The organism is Rubrivivax albus (assembly GCF_004016515.1).
GTDB classification, from domain to species: Bacteria; Pseudomonadota; Gammaproteobacteria; order Burkholderiales; family Burkholderiaceae_C; genus Rubrivivax; species Rubrivivax albus.
Window position 1 is genome coordinate 308,355 of record NZ_SACT01000002.1, and the last position, 14,752, is coordinate 323,106.

Below are 14,752 nucleotides of genomic sequence, written 5' to 3' on the forward strand. Positions count from 1 at the left end.
GGGGCAGACATGTCGATGACGCCGCAGGAGATCGTCTCCGAACTCGACCGCCATATCGTCGGCCAGCTGCCGGCCAAGCGCGCCGTGGCCATCGCGCTGCGCAATCGCTGGCGGCGCCAGCGCGTGGACGAGAAACTGCGCGCGGAGATCACGCCGAAGAACATCCTGATGATCGGGCCCACCGGCGTGGGCAAGACCGAGATCGCCCGCCGGCTCGCGAAGCTGGCCGACGCGCCGTTCGTGAAGGTGGAGGCCACCAAGTTCACCGAGGTCGGCTACGTCGGCAAGGACGTGGACAGCATCGTGCGCGACCTGGTGGAGGTGGCCGTCAAGCAGGAACGCGAACGCGCGATGAAGCAGCACCGCACGCGCGCCGAGGACGCGGCCGAGGACCGCATCCTCGACGTGCTCGTCCCACCCGCGCGCAGCGTGGGCTTCGACGCCACCCCACCAGCCGACAACACCGCGCGTCAGGTCATGCGAAAACGCCTGCGTGAAGGCGCGCTGGCCGACAAGGAGATCGAGATCGACGTCGCCGACGCGAAACCGGCGTTGGAGATCATGGGCCCGCAGGGCATGGAGGAGATGGCCGAGCAGCTCAAGGGCCTGTTCTCGCAGATGGGCGCGGGCAAGCGCAAGACGCGCAAGCTGAAGATCGGCGAGGCGCTGCCGCTGCTGGTGGACGAGGAGGCGGCCAAGCTGGTCAACGAGGACGAGATCCGCACCGCGGCGCTGGCCAACGCCGAGAACAACGGCATCGTCTTCCTCGACGAGATCGACAAGGTGGCCAGCCGCAGCGACGTGGCCGGTGCCGACGTCAGCCGCCAGGGCGTGCAGCGCGACCTGCTGCCGCTGGTGGAGGGCACGGCGGTCAACACCAAGTACGGCATGGTCAAGACCGACCACATCCTCTTCGTGGCCAGCGGTGCCTTCCACCTGGCCAAGCCCAGCGACCTGATCCCCGAGCTGCAGGGCCGCTTTCCAATCCGCGTGGAACTGACGTCGCTGAGCGTCGACGACTTCGAGGCCATCCTGAACAGCACGCAGGCCAGCCTGGTCAAGCAGTACGCGGCGCTGCTGGCCACCGAGGGCGTGACGCTGAGCTTCGCGCCCGAGGCCATCCGCCGCATCGCGCAGATCGCGCACGACGTGAACGAGCGCACCGAGAACATCGGCGCCCGCCGCCTGGCCACGGTGATGGAGCGGCTGCTCGACGAGATCGGCTTCGACGCGCCCAACCGCAGCGGGCAGACCGTGACCATCGACGCGGCGATGGTGGACGCGCGGCTGGGCGAACTGGCGAAGGACGAGGACCTTTCGCGGTACGTGCTGTAGAGACCGAGGGCCGCTGCCGACCCGGAGCGGACGTTCGGTGGTCCATCAACGCTGCCGTTCAGCGTGGCCGGGGGTCCGGGCAGGCGTTCTCCGGCCCACGCTCGCGGGGCGCTGCCCGCTGTGGGCGGCCGACGAGGCATCAACACCGGCGTCAGTGTGTCACCGACGAGGCGACCGCGAATGGGGCCTGCGCCCGCCCACCCGAACCCCCGGCCCTCTTCGGCGCCGCGGCGTCGGTCCCCGGGAACAGCTAGCGGGTGTCGCAGGGTGGCGGTGGCGCCTGGGGGCGCAGGACCCATTCGCGGTCGCCTGGACGCTGACTCACCCCAGGCGGCGTTGAAGCCTCGGCCGCGGATGAACCATGGCAGCGCCCCGCGAGCGTGGGCCGGAGAACGCGGGCGACGCCGCCGCCCTGCTGCAGCGGCGGTGGCGCGCGAGGACCACGAGCGCTCGAACATGAGCTTCCGCTCAGGGTCGGAACCCGCCCTACAGCGCCAGCCGATGCGCCTGGATCGCCAGCAGCCCGTCGAAGATCAGCGAGTCCACCGTCTCGAAGCGCAACTCCGTGATCGGCGCCAGCTTCACCGCCGCGCCGCCGGTCATGTAGAGCAAGGGCTCGGCCCCAGTGCGCTGCATCAGCTTGCGGTGCTGTCGCTCGATGGCGCCGGCGATCGCCGAGCTGCCGCCGCTCATCAGCGCGTCGCTGGTGTTGGTGGGGAAATCGACCACGTCGCCGGTGGGCACCTTCAGCCCGGCCGTGCCCAGCTCCAGTGCGCGCAGCATCATGCCGAAGCCCGGCAGGATGAGGCCGCCCAGGAAGCGGCCCTCGGCATCCAACGCGTCCACCGTCACCGCCGTGCCCACCATCACCACCAGGGCTGGCCGCGGTGTGCCGCCAGGGCCGACCTCGGCCAGCACGCGGCGGCGCGCACCGACCAGCGAGACCCAGCGGTCGGCCCCCAGACGGTTCGGGTGGTCGTAGCCGTTGGTCACGCCGCCATCGTGCGTCCCGGGCACCACCCATCGGGGCTCCACGTCCCACAGCTCGAGCTGCTCCTCCACGCGCCGGCGCACGGCGTCGCCGGCCACGTCGCAGCCCAGCATCGTGGTCGGCTCGGGCAGGCCCTTCCACGGGCCGTCGGCCAGGTCGTCGATGGTCTCGAGGAAGACGGCACCCTGGTGCAGCACCGGGCTGCCGGGCTGCGGGCCGGCGTACAGCGCCCACTTCAGGCGCGTGTTGCCAATGTCGATGGCCAGGAAGGACATGGGCCGATGGTATCCACGGTGCGCACCCGTGGGCATCGGTGGCATCATCGATGGATTGACGTTTACGTCAACGTCAACCGCCACCTGGAATCCCTGCCATGACCGACCTCTCCGCCGACGCCAAGGCCCTGGCCAGCTACCGCCCGACGCACAAGGTGCGCTTCGTCACCGCCGCCAGCCTGTTCGACGGCCACGACGCCGCCATCAACATCATGCGTCGCCTGCTGCAGGGCATGGGCGCCGAGGTGATCCACCTGGGTCACAACCGCTCGGTGGACGAGGTGGTGGACGCCGCGCTGCAGGAGGACGCCCAGGGCATCGCCATCAGCAGCTACCAGGGCGGCCACGTCGAGTACTTCCAGTACATGATCGACCGCCTGCGTACCCAGGGCGGCGGCCACATCCAGGTCTTCGGCGGCGGCGGCGGCGTCATCGTGCCGGCCGAGATCCGCACGCTGCAGGACTACGGCGTCAGCCGCATCTACAGCCCCGAGGACGGCCAGCGCATGGGCCTGGCCGGCATGATCGGCGAGATGCTGATGCGCGCCGATGTCGACCTGTCGGTGCATGCGCCCAAGGACGTGGCGGCGTTGCAGGGCCACTCGCCCGCGGCCTGGCGCGCCCTGGCGCAGGCGATCACGGCGCTGGAGAACGGGGGGGCCGATGCCGCCTTCCTGGCCGCGCTGAAGGGAGCACCGAAGACCGCCCCGGTGATCGGCATCACCGGCACCGGCGGCGCCGGCAAGAGCAGCCTGACCGACGAGCTGATCCGCCGCATCCGCCTGGACCAGGACGACCGCCTGCGCATCGCCGTGATCAGCATCGACCCCAGCCGGCGCAAGAGCGGCGGCGCGCTGCTGGGCGACCGCATCCGCATGAACGCCATCGGCCCCTGGCAGAACGGGGCGCGCGTCTACATGCGTTCACTGGCCACGCGCGACTTCGGCAGCGAGATCAGTCAGGCCCTGCCGGACGTGCTGGCCGCCGTGCAGGCCGCCGGCTTCGACCTGATCGTCGTCGAGACCTCGGGCATCGGACAGGGCGACGCCGCCATCGTGCCGCTGGTGGACCTGCCCATCTACGTGATGACGCCCGAGTTCGGCGCCGCCAGCCAGCTCGAGAAGATCGACATGCTGGACTTCGCCGCGCTGGTGGCGATCAACAAGTTCGACCGCAAGGGCGCCGCCGACGCGCTGCGCGACGTGGCCAAGCAGGTGCAGCGCAACCGCGAGGCCTGGGGCACGCCGCCGGACCAGATGCCGGTCTTCGGCACGATGGCCAGCCGATTCAACGACGACGGCGTGACGGCGCTGTACCAGGCGCTGAGGGCGCGCCTGGCCGAGCACGGCCTGGCCTTGCCCGAAGGTCGCCTGCCGGCCGTGGCCACGCGCCACAGCACCGCAGGCACGCCCATCGTGCCGCCGGCGCGCGTGCGCTACCTGGCCGACATCGCCGACGCCGTGCGCGGCTACAAGCAGCGCGCGCGCCAGATGGCCCGGCTGGCGCGCGAGGTGCAGCAGCTGCGCGAGAGCAGCCGCATGCTCTTCGAGGCCATCCCCGAGAAGCACCGCGCGCGCGACGCGCTGGCCGAGCAAGCGCAACTCCGCGAGGAGAAGCTCGATCCGCACGCGAAGAAGCTGCTGGCCATGTGGCCCGACATGCAGAAGGCCTATGCGGGTGACGAGTACGTGGTGAAGATCCGCGACAAGGAGATCCGCACCGCGCTGACGCACACCACGCTGTCGGGCAACAAGATCCGCAAGGTGGCGCTGCCGCAGTACGAGGACCACGGCGAGATCCTGAAGTGGCTGCTGCTGGAGAACGTGCCCGGCAGCTTCCCCTACACCGCCGGCACCTTCGCGTTCAAGCGCGAGGGCGAGGACCCGACGCGCATGTTCGCCGGCGAGGGCGACGCGTTCCGCACCAACCGGCGCTTCAAGCTGCTGAGCGAAGGCATGCCAGCCAAGCGCCTGAGCACGGCCTTCGACTCCGTGACGCTCTACGGCGCAGACCCCGACCGCCGGCCCGACATCTACGGCAAGGTGGGCAACTCCGGTGTCAGCATCGCGACGCTGGACGACATGAAGGTGCTCTACGGCGGCTTCGACCTGACCAATCCCAGCACCAGCGTCAGCATGACGATCAACGGCCCGGCGCCGTCGATCCTGGCGATGTTCATGAACACCGCCATCGACCAGAACCTGGACAAGTTCAAAGCCGACAACGGCCGCGAGCCCACCGACGACGAAGCCGCCAAGATCCGCGCCTGGACGCTGGCCAACGTGCGCGGCACGGTGCAGGCCGACATCCTGAAGGAAGACCAGGGCCAGAACACCTGCATCTTCAGCACCGAGTTCAGCCTGAAGGTGATGGGCGACATCGCCGAGTGGTTCGTGCACCACGACGTGCGCAACTTCTACAGCGTGTCGATCAGCGGGTACCACATCGCCGAGGCCGGCGCCAACCCGATCAGCCAGCTGGCCTTCACGCTGAGCAACGGCTTCACCTTCGTGGAGGCGTATCTGGCGCGCGGCATGCACATCGACGACTTCGCGCCCAACCTGAGCTTCTTCTTCAGCAATGGCATGGACCCGGAGTACACCGTGCTCGGCCGCGTGGCGCGTCGCATCTGGGCCACCGCGATGCGGGATCGTTATGGCGCCAACGAGCGCAGCCAGAAGCTGAAGTACCACATCCAGACCAGCGGCCGCTCGCTGCACGCGCAGGAGATCGCGTTCAACGACATCCGCACCACTCTGCAGGCGCTGATCGCGATCTACGACAACTGCAACAGCCTGCACACCAACGCCTACGACGAGGCGATCACCACGCCCACCGAGGAAAGCGTGCGCCGTGCCATGGCCATCCAGCTCATCATCAACCGCGAGTGGGGCCTGGCGAAGAACGAGAACCCGAACCAGGGCGCCTTCGTGATCGACGAGCTCACCGAGCTGGTGGAAGAGGCGGTGCTGGGCGAGTTCGAGCGCATCGCCGAGCGCGGCGGCGTGCTGGGCGCGATGGAGACCGGCTACCAGCGCGGCAAGATCCAGGAAGAGAGCATGCACTACGAGATGCTCAAGCACACCGGCGAGCACCCCATCATCGGCGTCAACACCTTTCGCAACCCGCATGGCGACCCGGTGCCCGACCACATCGAACTGGCGCGCAGCACCGAGGACGAGAAGGAATCGCAGCTCATGCGGCTGGCCGACTTCCACGCCCGCAACGCCGCCGAGGCCCCGGCCATGCTGCGCCGGCTGCAGCAGGCGGTGATCGACGACCAGAACGTCTTCGCCGTGCTGATGGACGCGGTGCGCGTGTGCAGCCTGGGGCAGATCACCGCGGCGCTGTTCGAGGTGGGCGGGCAGTACCGGCGCAGCATGTGACGGCGCGGGCGCGGCCGGCGATCCGGCCGCCCCTATCATGCGTCCCATGGCCCGCACGAGCACCGCGCAGCGCCAGGCCCGCCGCGCCTGGAACCTGCTCCACGTGGATGCCCCGGCGGCGCGCCGCGCGGCTGAGCGTGCGCTCGCTTCGGGCACGGGCGACGCGCATGCCGACGGCTGGGCCCGGCTCGTCGTCGGCATGCACACGCTGCTTTACGGCACGGCGGCCGAGGCTGAAACGGTTCTGCGGGCGGCCGAACGCGATTTCCTGCGTGCGCGCGAACGGGCGGGCCTGATCCTCGCGCGGGCCCAGATCGCCCGTGCCCGCTGGCGCCAGGGGCACTTCCAGCAGGCGCTGTCGCAGGTGCTGCCGCTGCGCGACGAGGGCCTCGCGGTGCTGCGCCACGAGCAGCGGGCGATGCTGCTCAACACCATCGCCGGCTGCTATTCGGCCTATGGCGACTCGGCCCAGGCCTTCGCCTACATGTTCGAGGCGCTGCGCGACGCCGGCCCGCGCCGCGGCCGCGGCTTCGACACCGTGCTGCATTGCAACCTGTCGCACGAGCTGATGCAGATCGGCGACTACGAGCAGGGGCTGAGGCACGTGGCCTCGGGCCTGGAGCGCTGCCGGGAGCTGGACAACCAGCGGCTGACCAGCGTGCTGCTGATCAACCGCGTGGCCTGCCTGACCGAACTCGGCCGTGCGGCCGAGGCGATGCCGGACGTGATGACGCTGCGCGCCATGCCGGCCACGTCCGATGGCCGCGGGCGTATCGAGCCGGGTTTCGAGACACTGGCCATCGCGGCGCTGCGCGCTGGCGAGCGGGCCCTGGGTGCCGAACTGCTCGACGAGGCAGTCGCCGATGGCCCGCCTCGCCTGCCGGACAACCACCTCGAGCGCGCCGCGGCGCATGCACTGCTGGCCCTGGCCCAGCGCAAGCCGCGTCGCGCGCTGGACACGCTGCTGCCGCTGCAGACCACCGCGGAAGACGACACGATTGAAGGCCAGAGCCTGCGCATCCGGGCCCAGTTCTTCGACGTGCTGTCGGAGACCTGGCAGGCGCTGCGCCGCCCGGGTCCGGCGCTGATCGCGCTGCGCCACTGGCAGGACCTCCACCGCCGCCAGGTGCAGCTGGCGTCGCAGGCCCGCTACCAGGCCGCAGCGCTGCAGACCGAACTCACCCGGCTGCAGCACCGGCTGGACGAGAAGGACGCCCAGCGCCGTGCCACCGAACGAGCGCGCGGTGCGCTGGTGGCCATCAACGAGGAGCTGAGCCGCCGCGTGCGCGAGGTGCAGGCCCTGCAGGAAGCCCTGCGCCAGCAGGCCACGCAGGACCCGCTGACCGGCCTGTTCAACCGCCGCCACCTCAACGAGACCCTGCCGCAGCTGCACGCCCTGGCGCTGCGCGAGGGCCAGCCGCTGGCCCTGGTGATCATCGACCTGGACCACTTCAAGCGCGTCAACGACCGCCACGGCCATGCGGCCGGCGACCAGATCCTGACCGCCTTCGGCGAGCTGCTGGCCACGCACAGCCGGCGCAGCGACGTGGCCTGCCGCTACGGCGGCGAGGAGTTCTGCCTCTTGATGCCGCGCACCGACGCCGCCGCGGCGCGGCGCAAGGCGCAGGCCCTGCTGCGGCGGTGGCGCACGATGCAGCTGGAATGCCATGGTCAGGCCATCGACGGCCTGAGCTTCTCGGCCGGTGCCGCCGACACCTGGCTGGCACCCGGGTCGCCCGACACGCTGCTCAAGGCGGCGGACGATGCACTGCTGGCGGCCAAGCGCGCCGGGCGCAACCGCGTCGGCACGGCGGCCCAGGCCATCGCGCAGGGCACCTCGGCCTAGGCCCACGCGCGGCACGGGGTCGACAGGGCCCCCTTCACACGGGCCCAAGCCTCAGCCACTAGGATCGGGCGATGACCATCCTGTGGCTCCGACACGGCGAGACCGCGCTCAACGCCGCGCGCGTGGTGCAGCCCGCCGACACCCCCTTGTCGCCCCGCGGCCTGGCGCAGGCGGCGGCCGCGGCGGCGCGCATCGCCACCCTGCAGCCGGTGGCGCTGCTGTCCAGCGACATGCCTCGCGCGCTGCAGACCGCGCAGGCGGTGGCGGCCGCGACCGGCCTGCCGGTGCGCACCGACCCGCTGCTGCAGGAACGCAACTTCGGCGCGCTGCGCGGCCGCGCCTGGTCGACGCTGGGCTTCGACCCGATGCTGCTGGAAGACGCCCCCGAGGGCGGCGAATCCATGGCCGGGTTCCACGCCCGCGTCGCCCGGGCCTGGGCGCGCGCGCTGGCCGAACGCCAGGCCGCCGATGGCCTGCTGGTGGTGGTGTCGCATGGCCTGCTGATCCACGCGGCGCTGCAGCGTCATGCGCACTGGCCCGGTGGCATCATGGCACTGCCCCCGCGCCTGGCCAACACCTCGGTGTCTGAGGTGGCCGCCGAGGCACCGCACGCCGTGTTGCGCGTGGACTGCACGGCCCACCTGGTCGACCCGGAAGCTATCGGCGCCAGCGATGGTGCTGCCGCCTGAGTAGCATCGCGCATGCTCACCCCACCCTTCATCGCGCCCGCCCGCTTCGACGACGCCGACGCCGCCCTGGCGCAGGTGCGCCGCATCTTCGACGCCAGCACCGGCCACCTGCGCGAGGCGCTCACGCGCTTTGTCGCCGGCCAGGTGCCGGAACGCCGTGTGCGCGCCTGCTACCCCTTCGTGCGCGTGCACACCGCCACCGTGGCGCGCGCCGATTCACGCCTGGCCTACGGCTTCGTGGCCGGCCCCGGCAGCTACGAGACCACGCTGACCCGGCCCGACCTGTTCGCCGACTACTACCGGCAGCAGTTCGAACTGCTGATCGGCAACCATGGCGTGCAGCTGGAGGTGGGCACCAGCACCCTGCCCATCCCGGTGCACTTCTCGCTGGCCGAGAACGACCAGCTCGAGGGCAGCCTGACGCTGGCCCAGCGCAACGCCATGCGCGACCTCTTCGACCTGCCGGACCTGGCCGCGATGGACGACGGCATCGCCAACGGCACCTGGGAACCGGCCCCTGGCGAGGCGCACCCGCTGGCGCTGTTCACCGCGCCGCGCGTGGACTACTCGCTGCACCGCCTGCGCCACTACACCGGCACCCTGCCCGACCACTTCCAGAACTTCGTGCTGTTCACGAACTACCAGTTCTACATCGACGAGTTCGTGCGCCTGGGCCGCGCCGCTGTCGGCCAGGACGGCTGCAGCGCCTTCGTCGAGCCGGGCAACGTGGTCACCACGCCGTCGGGCACGCACGGCACGCCGCCGCCGCGCCTGCCGCAGATGCCGGCCTACCACCTGGTGCGCCCCGGTCATGGCGGGGTCACGATGGTCAACATCGGCGTCGGGCCGGCCAACGCCAAGACCATCACCGACCACATCGCAGTGCTGCGCCCGCACGCCTGGCTGATGCTGGGCCACTGCGCCGGCCTGCGCAACACGCAGCAGCTCGGCGACTACGTGCTCGCCCACGGCTACGTGCGCGAGGACCACGTGCTCGACGAGGAACTGCCGCTGTGGGTGCCGATCCCGGCGCTGGCCGAGGTGCAGGTGGCGCTGGAACAGGCCGTGGCCGAGGTCACGCAGCTGCAGGGCTACGAGCTGAAGAAGGTGCTGCGCACCGGCACCGTGGCCAGCACCGACAACCGCAACTGGGAACTGCTGCCCGCGCGCGGGCACAACGACCCGGCACGCCGATTCAGCCAGAGCCGCGCCATCGCGCTGGACATGGAAAGCGCCACCATCGCCGCCAACGGCTTCCGCTTCCGCGTGCCCTACGGCACGCTGCTGTGCGTGAGCGACAAGCCGCTGCACGGCGAGATCAAGCTGCCGGGCATGGCCAACACCTTCTACCGCGAGCGCGTGGACCAGCACCTGCGCATCGGCATGCGGGCCGTGGAACTGCTGCGCGCCCAGAAGCCGGGCAAGCTGCACAGCCGCAAGCTGCGCAGCTTTGCCGAGGTGGCCTTCCAGTAACCTCGTCGACGGGCACGGTCCGACTTTACAAGGCTTGACGCAGGCCATGGCGTGCCGACATGCGGTGGCGCCATGATGCACAGGTGATGATCGACCTCCTGCGCGCCGGCCTGGCTTCAGTCCTCCTGACCGCTGTCGCCGGCTGCGCATCGCTGCAGGAACCTGCGCCCGCAGACCTGCCGACCGGCACCGTGCCGACCGCGTGGCAGGCCCCGGCGCCCGCCGGCGAACCCGCGCGGGTGGCTGCGACCTCGCCGTGGCAGGATTTCGCCGATCCGGCCCTGGCCGTCCTGGTCGCCCAGGCTCTGGCGCAGGGCACCGACGTGGCCGCGGCCCAGGCGCGGCTGCGTCAGGCGCGAGCGGCGCGTGACCTGTCCGCCGCCGGCCTGCGGCCCAGCGTGGGGGGCAGCGCCAGTGCGCGCAGCAGCTGGGTCGAGGGTGCGCGGCGCAGCGAAAGCTGGCAGGCGGGCATGGACGCCAGCTGGGAAGTCGACCTCTGGGGCGGCGGCCAGGCCGGCGTGCGGGCCGCAGAGGCCACGCTGCAGGCCAGCGCGCTGTCCCTGGCGCAGACCCGCCTCGTGGTCGCCGCCGAGGTGGCGGCCACGCTGATCGACCTGCGCACGGCGCAGGCGCGGCAGGCCATCGCCGCGCGCAACCTGGCCAGCCAGCAGCAGACGCTGCAGATCGTGCAATGGCGCGCCGAGGCCGGCCTGGTCACGGCGCTGGACGTGGCGCAGGCGCGCACCGCGGTCGACCAGACCCGCGCGCAGCTGCCGGCCCTGGGGGCCAGCGCGCAGCAGGCCCTGCACGCGCTGGCGGTGCTGACCGGCCAGCCGCCAGCGGCGCTGCAGGCCACGCTGGGCGCGCCGGCGTCACCGGTGGTGCAGCCGCTGGCAGCCACGACACCGGCCCTGGCGGTGCCGGCCGAGGTGCTGCGCCGCCGGCCCGACGTGCAGGCCGCCGAACGCCAGCTGGCCGCCGCCGCGGCACGCGTGGACCAGGCCGACGCCGCGCGCCTGCCGAGCCTGAACCTCGGTGGCTCCATCGGGCTGTCGGCGCTGAGCCTGGGCGCGCTCGGGCCGGGCGCCGGCGTGGCGTCGCTGCTGGCCAGCGTGAACCTGCCGGTGCTGGACTTCGGCCGCGTGCAGGCGCAGGTGCGGCAGCAGGAGGCCGCGCGCGACGAGGCCGCCACCGCCTACCGCGCCACCGTGCTGGGCGCGCTGCAGGACGTGGAGGACAGCCTGGTGGCGCTGGGCGCCACCGGCGCGCAACTGCAGGCGCAGCAGGCCGCGGCCACCTCGGCGCGCGAGGCCGCCACGCTGGCCGACCAGCGCTACCGCAGCGGCCTGGTCGACTTCGCCACGGTGCTGCAGAGCCAGCGCACGCAGCTGTCGGCCGAGGACGCCGTGGCCGCCACGCGCGGCACGCTGGCCACCGCACAGGTGCGCCTGATCAAGGCACTCGGCGGCGGCTGGTCGCCCGACGCCCCCCAGGACTCCGAACCGCTCGCCGCCCGATGACACCCAGACCGCCCAACGCCCCCACCGATGCCGCGCTGCAGGACCTGCTCGGCGCCGAAGGCCTGCCCCGCCGCTGGTGGCAGCGCAGGAGCCTCTGGCTGGCGCTGGTGCTGCTGGCCGCGGCCGGTGCCGGCCTGTGGGCCTGGCGCGGCCGCCAGCAGGCCGCCGCCGCGCCCAGCTACCAGACGCAGGCGGTGACGCGCGGGCCGCTGACGGTCACCGTCACCGCCAGCGGCACGCTGCAGCCGACCACCAAGGTCGCGGTGGGCAGCGAGCTCTCCGGCACCGTGGCCCAGGTGTTCGCCGACGTGAACGATCGCGTGAAGAAGGGCCAGGTGCTGGTGGCGCTGGACGACTCGCGGCTGCGCGACCAGGTGGCCGTGTCCACCGCCGCACTGGCCGCCGCCGAAGCGGCGCTGCAGCAGGCCCGCGCCACCGCCACCGAAGCCGCCGACACGCTGCGGCGCCTGCAGGACGTGCAGCGCCGCAGCGGCGGCCAGGTGCCCGCGGCCACCGAGATGGCCAGCGCAGAGGCGGCCGCGCAACGCGCCAGCGCCGCGGTGGCCAGCGCCGAGGCCGGCGTGGCGCAGGCCCGGGCCACGCTGTCGAGCAACCGCACCAATCTGGCCAAGGCCACCATCCGCTCACCGATCGACGGTGTGGTGCTGGCGCGGTCGGTGGAGCCGGGCAACGCGGTGGCGGCGTCGCTGCAGGCCGTCACGCTGTTCACCCTGGCCGAGGACCTGGCGCAGATGAAGCTCGAGGTCAACGTCGACGAGGCCGACGTGGGCCAGGTGCGCGACGGCCAGCGCGCCAGCTTCACCGTCAGCGCGTACCCGCAGCGCACGTTCCCGGCGCGCATCGAGCGCGTGGGCTACGGCGCGACGACGACCAACAACGTGGTGACCTACGCCGCCGACCTCAGCGTGAAGAACGACGACCTGGCGCTGCGGCCGGGCATGACGGCCACCGCCACCATCACCACCGTGGAACGCAGCGACGCGCTGCTGGTGCCCAACGCGGCGCTGCGCTACACGCCGGCCGCGGCGCCGGCACCCAAGGCGAACGGCACCAGCATCGTCAGCGGCATGATGCCGCGCCCGCCGCGCAGCGGCGGCAACCGCAGCGCCGGCACCGACATCACGCAGGTGCGCCAGGTCTGGGTGCTGGAGAACGGCCAGCCGACCGCGGTGCCGGTGACGCCGGGCGTCAGCGACGGCCGCATGACGGAGGTCACCAGCCCCGCGCTGCAGCCGGGCATGGCCGTCATCACCGGCCAAGTCACGGGCAAGGCGCCGTGAGCGGCGGCCACACGCCCCCGCTGATCGCGCTGCGCGGCATCACGCGGGTCTATGGCAGCGGCTCGGCCGAGGTGCGCGCGCTGCGCGGCGTGGACCTGGACATCACCGCCGGCGAGTTCGTGGCCATCATGGGGCCCAGCGGCTCGGGCAAGTCCACGGCGATGAACATCCTGGGCTGCCTGGACACACCCAGCGCCGGCGAATACCGATTCCGCGGCGTGCCGGTGCAGCGGCTGGACCGTGACCAGCGCGCGCTGCTGCGCCGCCGCCACCTGGGCTTCGTCTTCCAGGGCTTCAACCTGCTGGCGCGCACCACGGCGGCGGAGAACGTGGAGCTGCCGCTGCTCTACCGCGGCGAGCCGGCCGCGGCGCGCCGGCGCGCCGCGCGCGAGGCGCTGGCCGCCGTGGGCCTGGCCGGGCGCGAAGGCCACACGCCGGCGGAACTGTCCGGCGGCCAGCAGCAGCGCGTGGCCATCGCACGCGCGCTGGTCACGCAACCCAGCGTGCTGCTGGCCGACGAGCCCACCGGCAACCTGGACACCGCGCGCAGCCGCGAGATCATGGAGTTGCTGGCGGCGCTGAACCGCGACCGCGGCATCACGGTGCTGATGGTCACGCACGAGGCCGACATGGCGGCCTTCGCGCGGCGCGTGGTGCGCTTCGTCGACGGGCTGGTGGAAAGCGACCGCTCGCAGGAACCGCATCGCACCGTGGAGACCGGCTGATGTGGTGGAACACCCTGGGCCTGGCGTGGCGCGAGATCCGGCGCAACCTGCTGCGCTCGTTCCTGACCGTGCTGGGCATCGTCATCGGCGTGGCCGCGGTGGTGACGATGGTCACCATCGGCAACGGCGCAACGCAGGCGGTGCAGGATCAGATCACCAGCCTGGGCACCAACCTGCTGATGATCCGGCCCGGCCAGCGCATGGGCCCGGGGCGCGACGCCGCCGGTGCGCCGCCGTTCCGCCGCGAGGACGCCGACGCCATCGCGCAGCAGGTGCCGGGCACGCTGGCGGTAGCGCCGCAGGCGGCCACCAGCGCCACCGCGGTGTTCGGCGCGCGCAACTGGTCCACCGTGGTCTACGGCAGCACCAACGCCTACTTCACCACCAACAACTGGACGCTGGCCTCGGGCCGGCTGTTCGAGCCGGCCGAGGAACGCGCCGGCAGCGCCGTCTGCGTGATCGGCGACACCGTGCGGCGCGAGCTGTTCGGCAGCAGCGACCCGGTGGGTTCCCGGCTGCGGCTGAAGAACCTCAGCTGCGAGGTCATCGGCCTGCTGCAGGCCAAGGGCCAGGGCGGCATCGGCCAGGACCAGGACGACGTGGTGGTGATGCCCATCGCCGCCGTGCAGCGGCGGCTGACCGGCAACCTCAACGTGGCCACGCTGCTGGTGTCGATGGCCGACGGCGCCGACACCGAGGCGGTGAAGGCCGACATCACGCGGCTGCTGCGCGAGCGGCGCAAGCTCGCCGAGGCCGAGGAGAACAACTTCAACGTGCTCGACACCCAGCAGCTGGCGCAGACGCTGTCGGGCACGACGCAGGTGCTGACGGCGCTGCTGGGCGCGGTGGCCGCGGTGAGCCTGCTGGTGGGCGGCATCGGCATCATGAACATCATGCTGGTCAGCGTGACCGAGCGCACGCGCGAGATCGGCATCCGGCTGGCCATCGGCGCGCTGGGCCGCGAGGTGCTGCTGCAGTTCCTGATCGAGGCGGTGGTGCTGGCGGCGCTGGGCGGGCTGCTGGGCATCGCCATCGCCACCGCGGCGTCGGTGGCGATCACCGGGCTGATGGGCGTGCCCTACGCCTTCGACCCGGCGATCAACCTGCTGGCCTTCGGCTTCTCGGCCGCCATCGGCGTGGTGTTCGGCTACTTCCCGGCGCGGCGCGCGGCGCGGCTCGACCCGATCGAGGCGCTGCGGCACGAATGATCA

The 14,752-nt window shown here is 72.0% G+C and carries 10 protein-coding genes; 9 read left to right on the forward strand and 1 reads right to left on the reverse strand.

Annotation, left to right across the window (positions count from 1 at the left end; translation table 11 throughout):
- Positions 1-9: 9 nt before the first annotated feature.
- The gene (gene hslU, locus ENE75_RS07660; RefSeq protein WP_128197486.1) at positions 10-1,335 is read left to right on the forward strand and encodes an ATP-dependent protease ATPase subunit HslU; all 1,326 of its coding nucleotides are present in this window, start codon (positions 10-12) and stop codon (positions 1,333-1,335) included.
- Between the two features lie 486 nt (positions 1,336-1,821).
- Here hslU and ENE75_RS07665 read toward each other — a convergent pair whose 3' ends face one another.
- Positions 1,822-2,601, reverse strand: coding sequence for a type III pantothenate kinase (locus ENE75_RS07665; RefSeq protein WP_128197488.1), 780 nt, complete (start codon positions 2,599-2,601; stop codon positions 1,822-1,824).
- Positions 2,602-2,699: 98 nt separating this feature from the next.
- Between ENE75_RS07665 and icmF the strand changes: the two genes are divergently transcribed.
- The 8 genes from icmF (at position 2,700) to ENE75_RS07705 (ending at position 14,749) form a co-directional block, all read left to right on the forward strand.
- Positions 2,700-5,987, forward strand: coding sequence for a fused isobutyryl-CoA mutase/GTPase IcmF (gene icmF / locus ENE75_RS07670; protein ID WP_128197490.1), 3,288 nt, complete (start codon positions 2,700-2,702; stop codon positions 5,985-5,987).
- A 46-nt stretch (positions 5,988-6,033) separates the two neighbouring features.
- Positions 6,034-7,833 (forward strand): GGDEF domain-containing protein, encoded by a 1,800-nt coding sequence (locus ENE75_RS07675; RefSeq protein WP_233258979.1) that lies wholly within the window; start codon positions 6,034-6,036, stop codon positions 7,831-7,833.
- A 71-nt stretch (positions 7,834-7,904) separates the two neighbouring features.
- The gene (locus ENE75_RS07680; protein ID WP_128197494.1) at positions 7,905-8,522 is read left to right on the forward strand and encodes a histidine phosphatase family protein; all 618 of its coding nucleotides are present in this window, start codon (positions 7,905-7,907) and stop codon (positions 8,520-8,522) included.
- Positions 8,523-8,534: 12 nt separating this feature from the next.
- Positions 8,535-9,995: an AMP nucleosidase gene (locus tag ENE75_RS07685; protein WP_128197496.1), complete on the forward strand. Its 1,461-nt coding sequence runs from the start codon at positions 8,535-8,537 to the stop codon at positions 9,993-9,995.
- A gap of 86 nt (positions 9,996-10,081) precedes the next feature.
- A complete protein-coding gene (locus ENE75_RS07690; RefSeq protein WP_233258980.1) occupies positions 10,082-11,515 on the forward strand; it encodes an efflux transporter outer membrane subunit in 1,434 nt (477 codons plus the stop codon).
- Positions 11,512-12,816 carry an efflux RND transporter periplasmic adaptor subunit gene (locus ENE75_RS07695; protein ID WP_128197498.1) on the forward strand — a complete coding sequence of 435 codons (1,305 nt, stop codon included), beginning with the start codon at positions 11,512-11,514 and terminating at the stop codon, positions 12,814-12,816. Before ENE75_RS07690 ends, ENE75_RS07695 begins: the two co-directional genes overlap by 4 nt.
- Positions 12,813-13,541 carry an ABC transporter ATP-binding protein gene (locus ENE75_RS07700; protein WP_128197501.1) on the forward strand — a complete coding sequence of 243 codons (729 nt, stop codon included), beginning with the start codon at positions 12,813-12,815 and terminating at the stop codon, positions 13,539-13,541. Before ENE75_RS07695 ends, ENE75_RS07700 begins: the two co-directional genes overlap by 4 nt.
- A complete protein-coding gene (locus tag ENE75_RS07705) occupies positions 13,541-14,749 on the forward strand; it encodes an ABC transporter permease (RefSeq protein ID WP_128197503.1) in 1,209 nt (402 codons plus the stop codon). Before ENE75_RS07700 ends, ENE75_RS07705 begins: the two co-directional genes overlap by 1 nt.
- Positions 14,750-14,752: the final 3 nt, after the last annotated feature.

Coding starts and splice junctions, on each gene's coding strand:
- hslU (WP_128197486.1), top strand. CDS start 10: ATGTCGATGACGCCGCAGGAGATCGTCTCCGAACTCGACCGCCATATC.
- ENE75_RS07665 (WP_128197488.1), bottom strand. CDS start 2,601: ATGTCCTTCCTGGCCATCGACATTGGCAACACGCGCCTGAAGTGGGCG.
- icmF (WP_128197490.1), top strand. CDS start 2,700: ATGACCGACCTCTCCGCCGACGCCAAGGCCCTGGCCAGCTACCGCCCG.
- ENE75_RS07675 (WP_233258979.1), top strand. CDS start 6,034: ATGGCCCGCACGAGCACCGCGCAGCGCCAGGCCCGCCGCGCCTGGAAC.
- ENE75_RS07680 (WP_128197494.1), top strand. CDS start 7,905: ATGACCATCCTGTGGCTCCGACACGGCGAGACCGCGCTCAACGCCGCG.
- ENE75_RS07685 (WP_128197496.1), top strand. CDS start 8,535: ATGCTCACCCCACCCTTCATCGCGCCCGCCCGCTTCGACGACGCCGAC.
- ENE75_RS07690 (WP_233258980.1), top strand. CDS start 10,082: ATGATCGACCTCCTGCGCGCCGGCCTGGCTTCAGTCCTCCTGACCGCT.
- ENE75_RS07695 (WP_128197498.1), top strand. CDS start 11,512: ATGACACCCAGACCGCCCAACGCCCCCACCGATGCCGCGCTGCAGGAC.
- ENE75_RS07705 (WP_128197503.1), top strand. CDS start 13,541: ATGTGGTGGAACACCCTGGGCCTGGCGTGGCGCGAGATCCGGCGCAAC.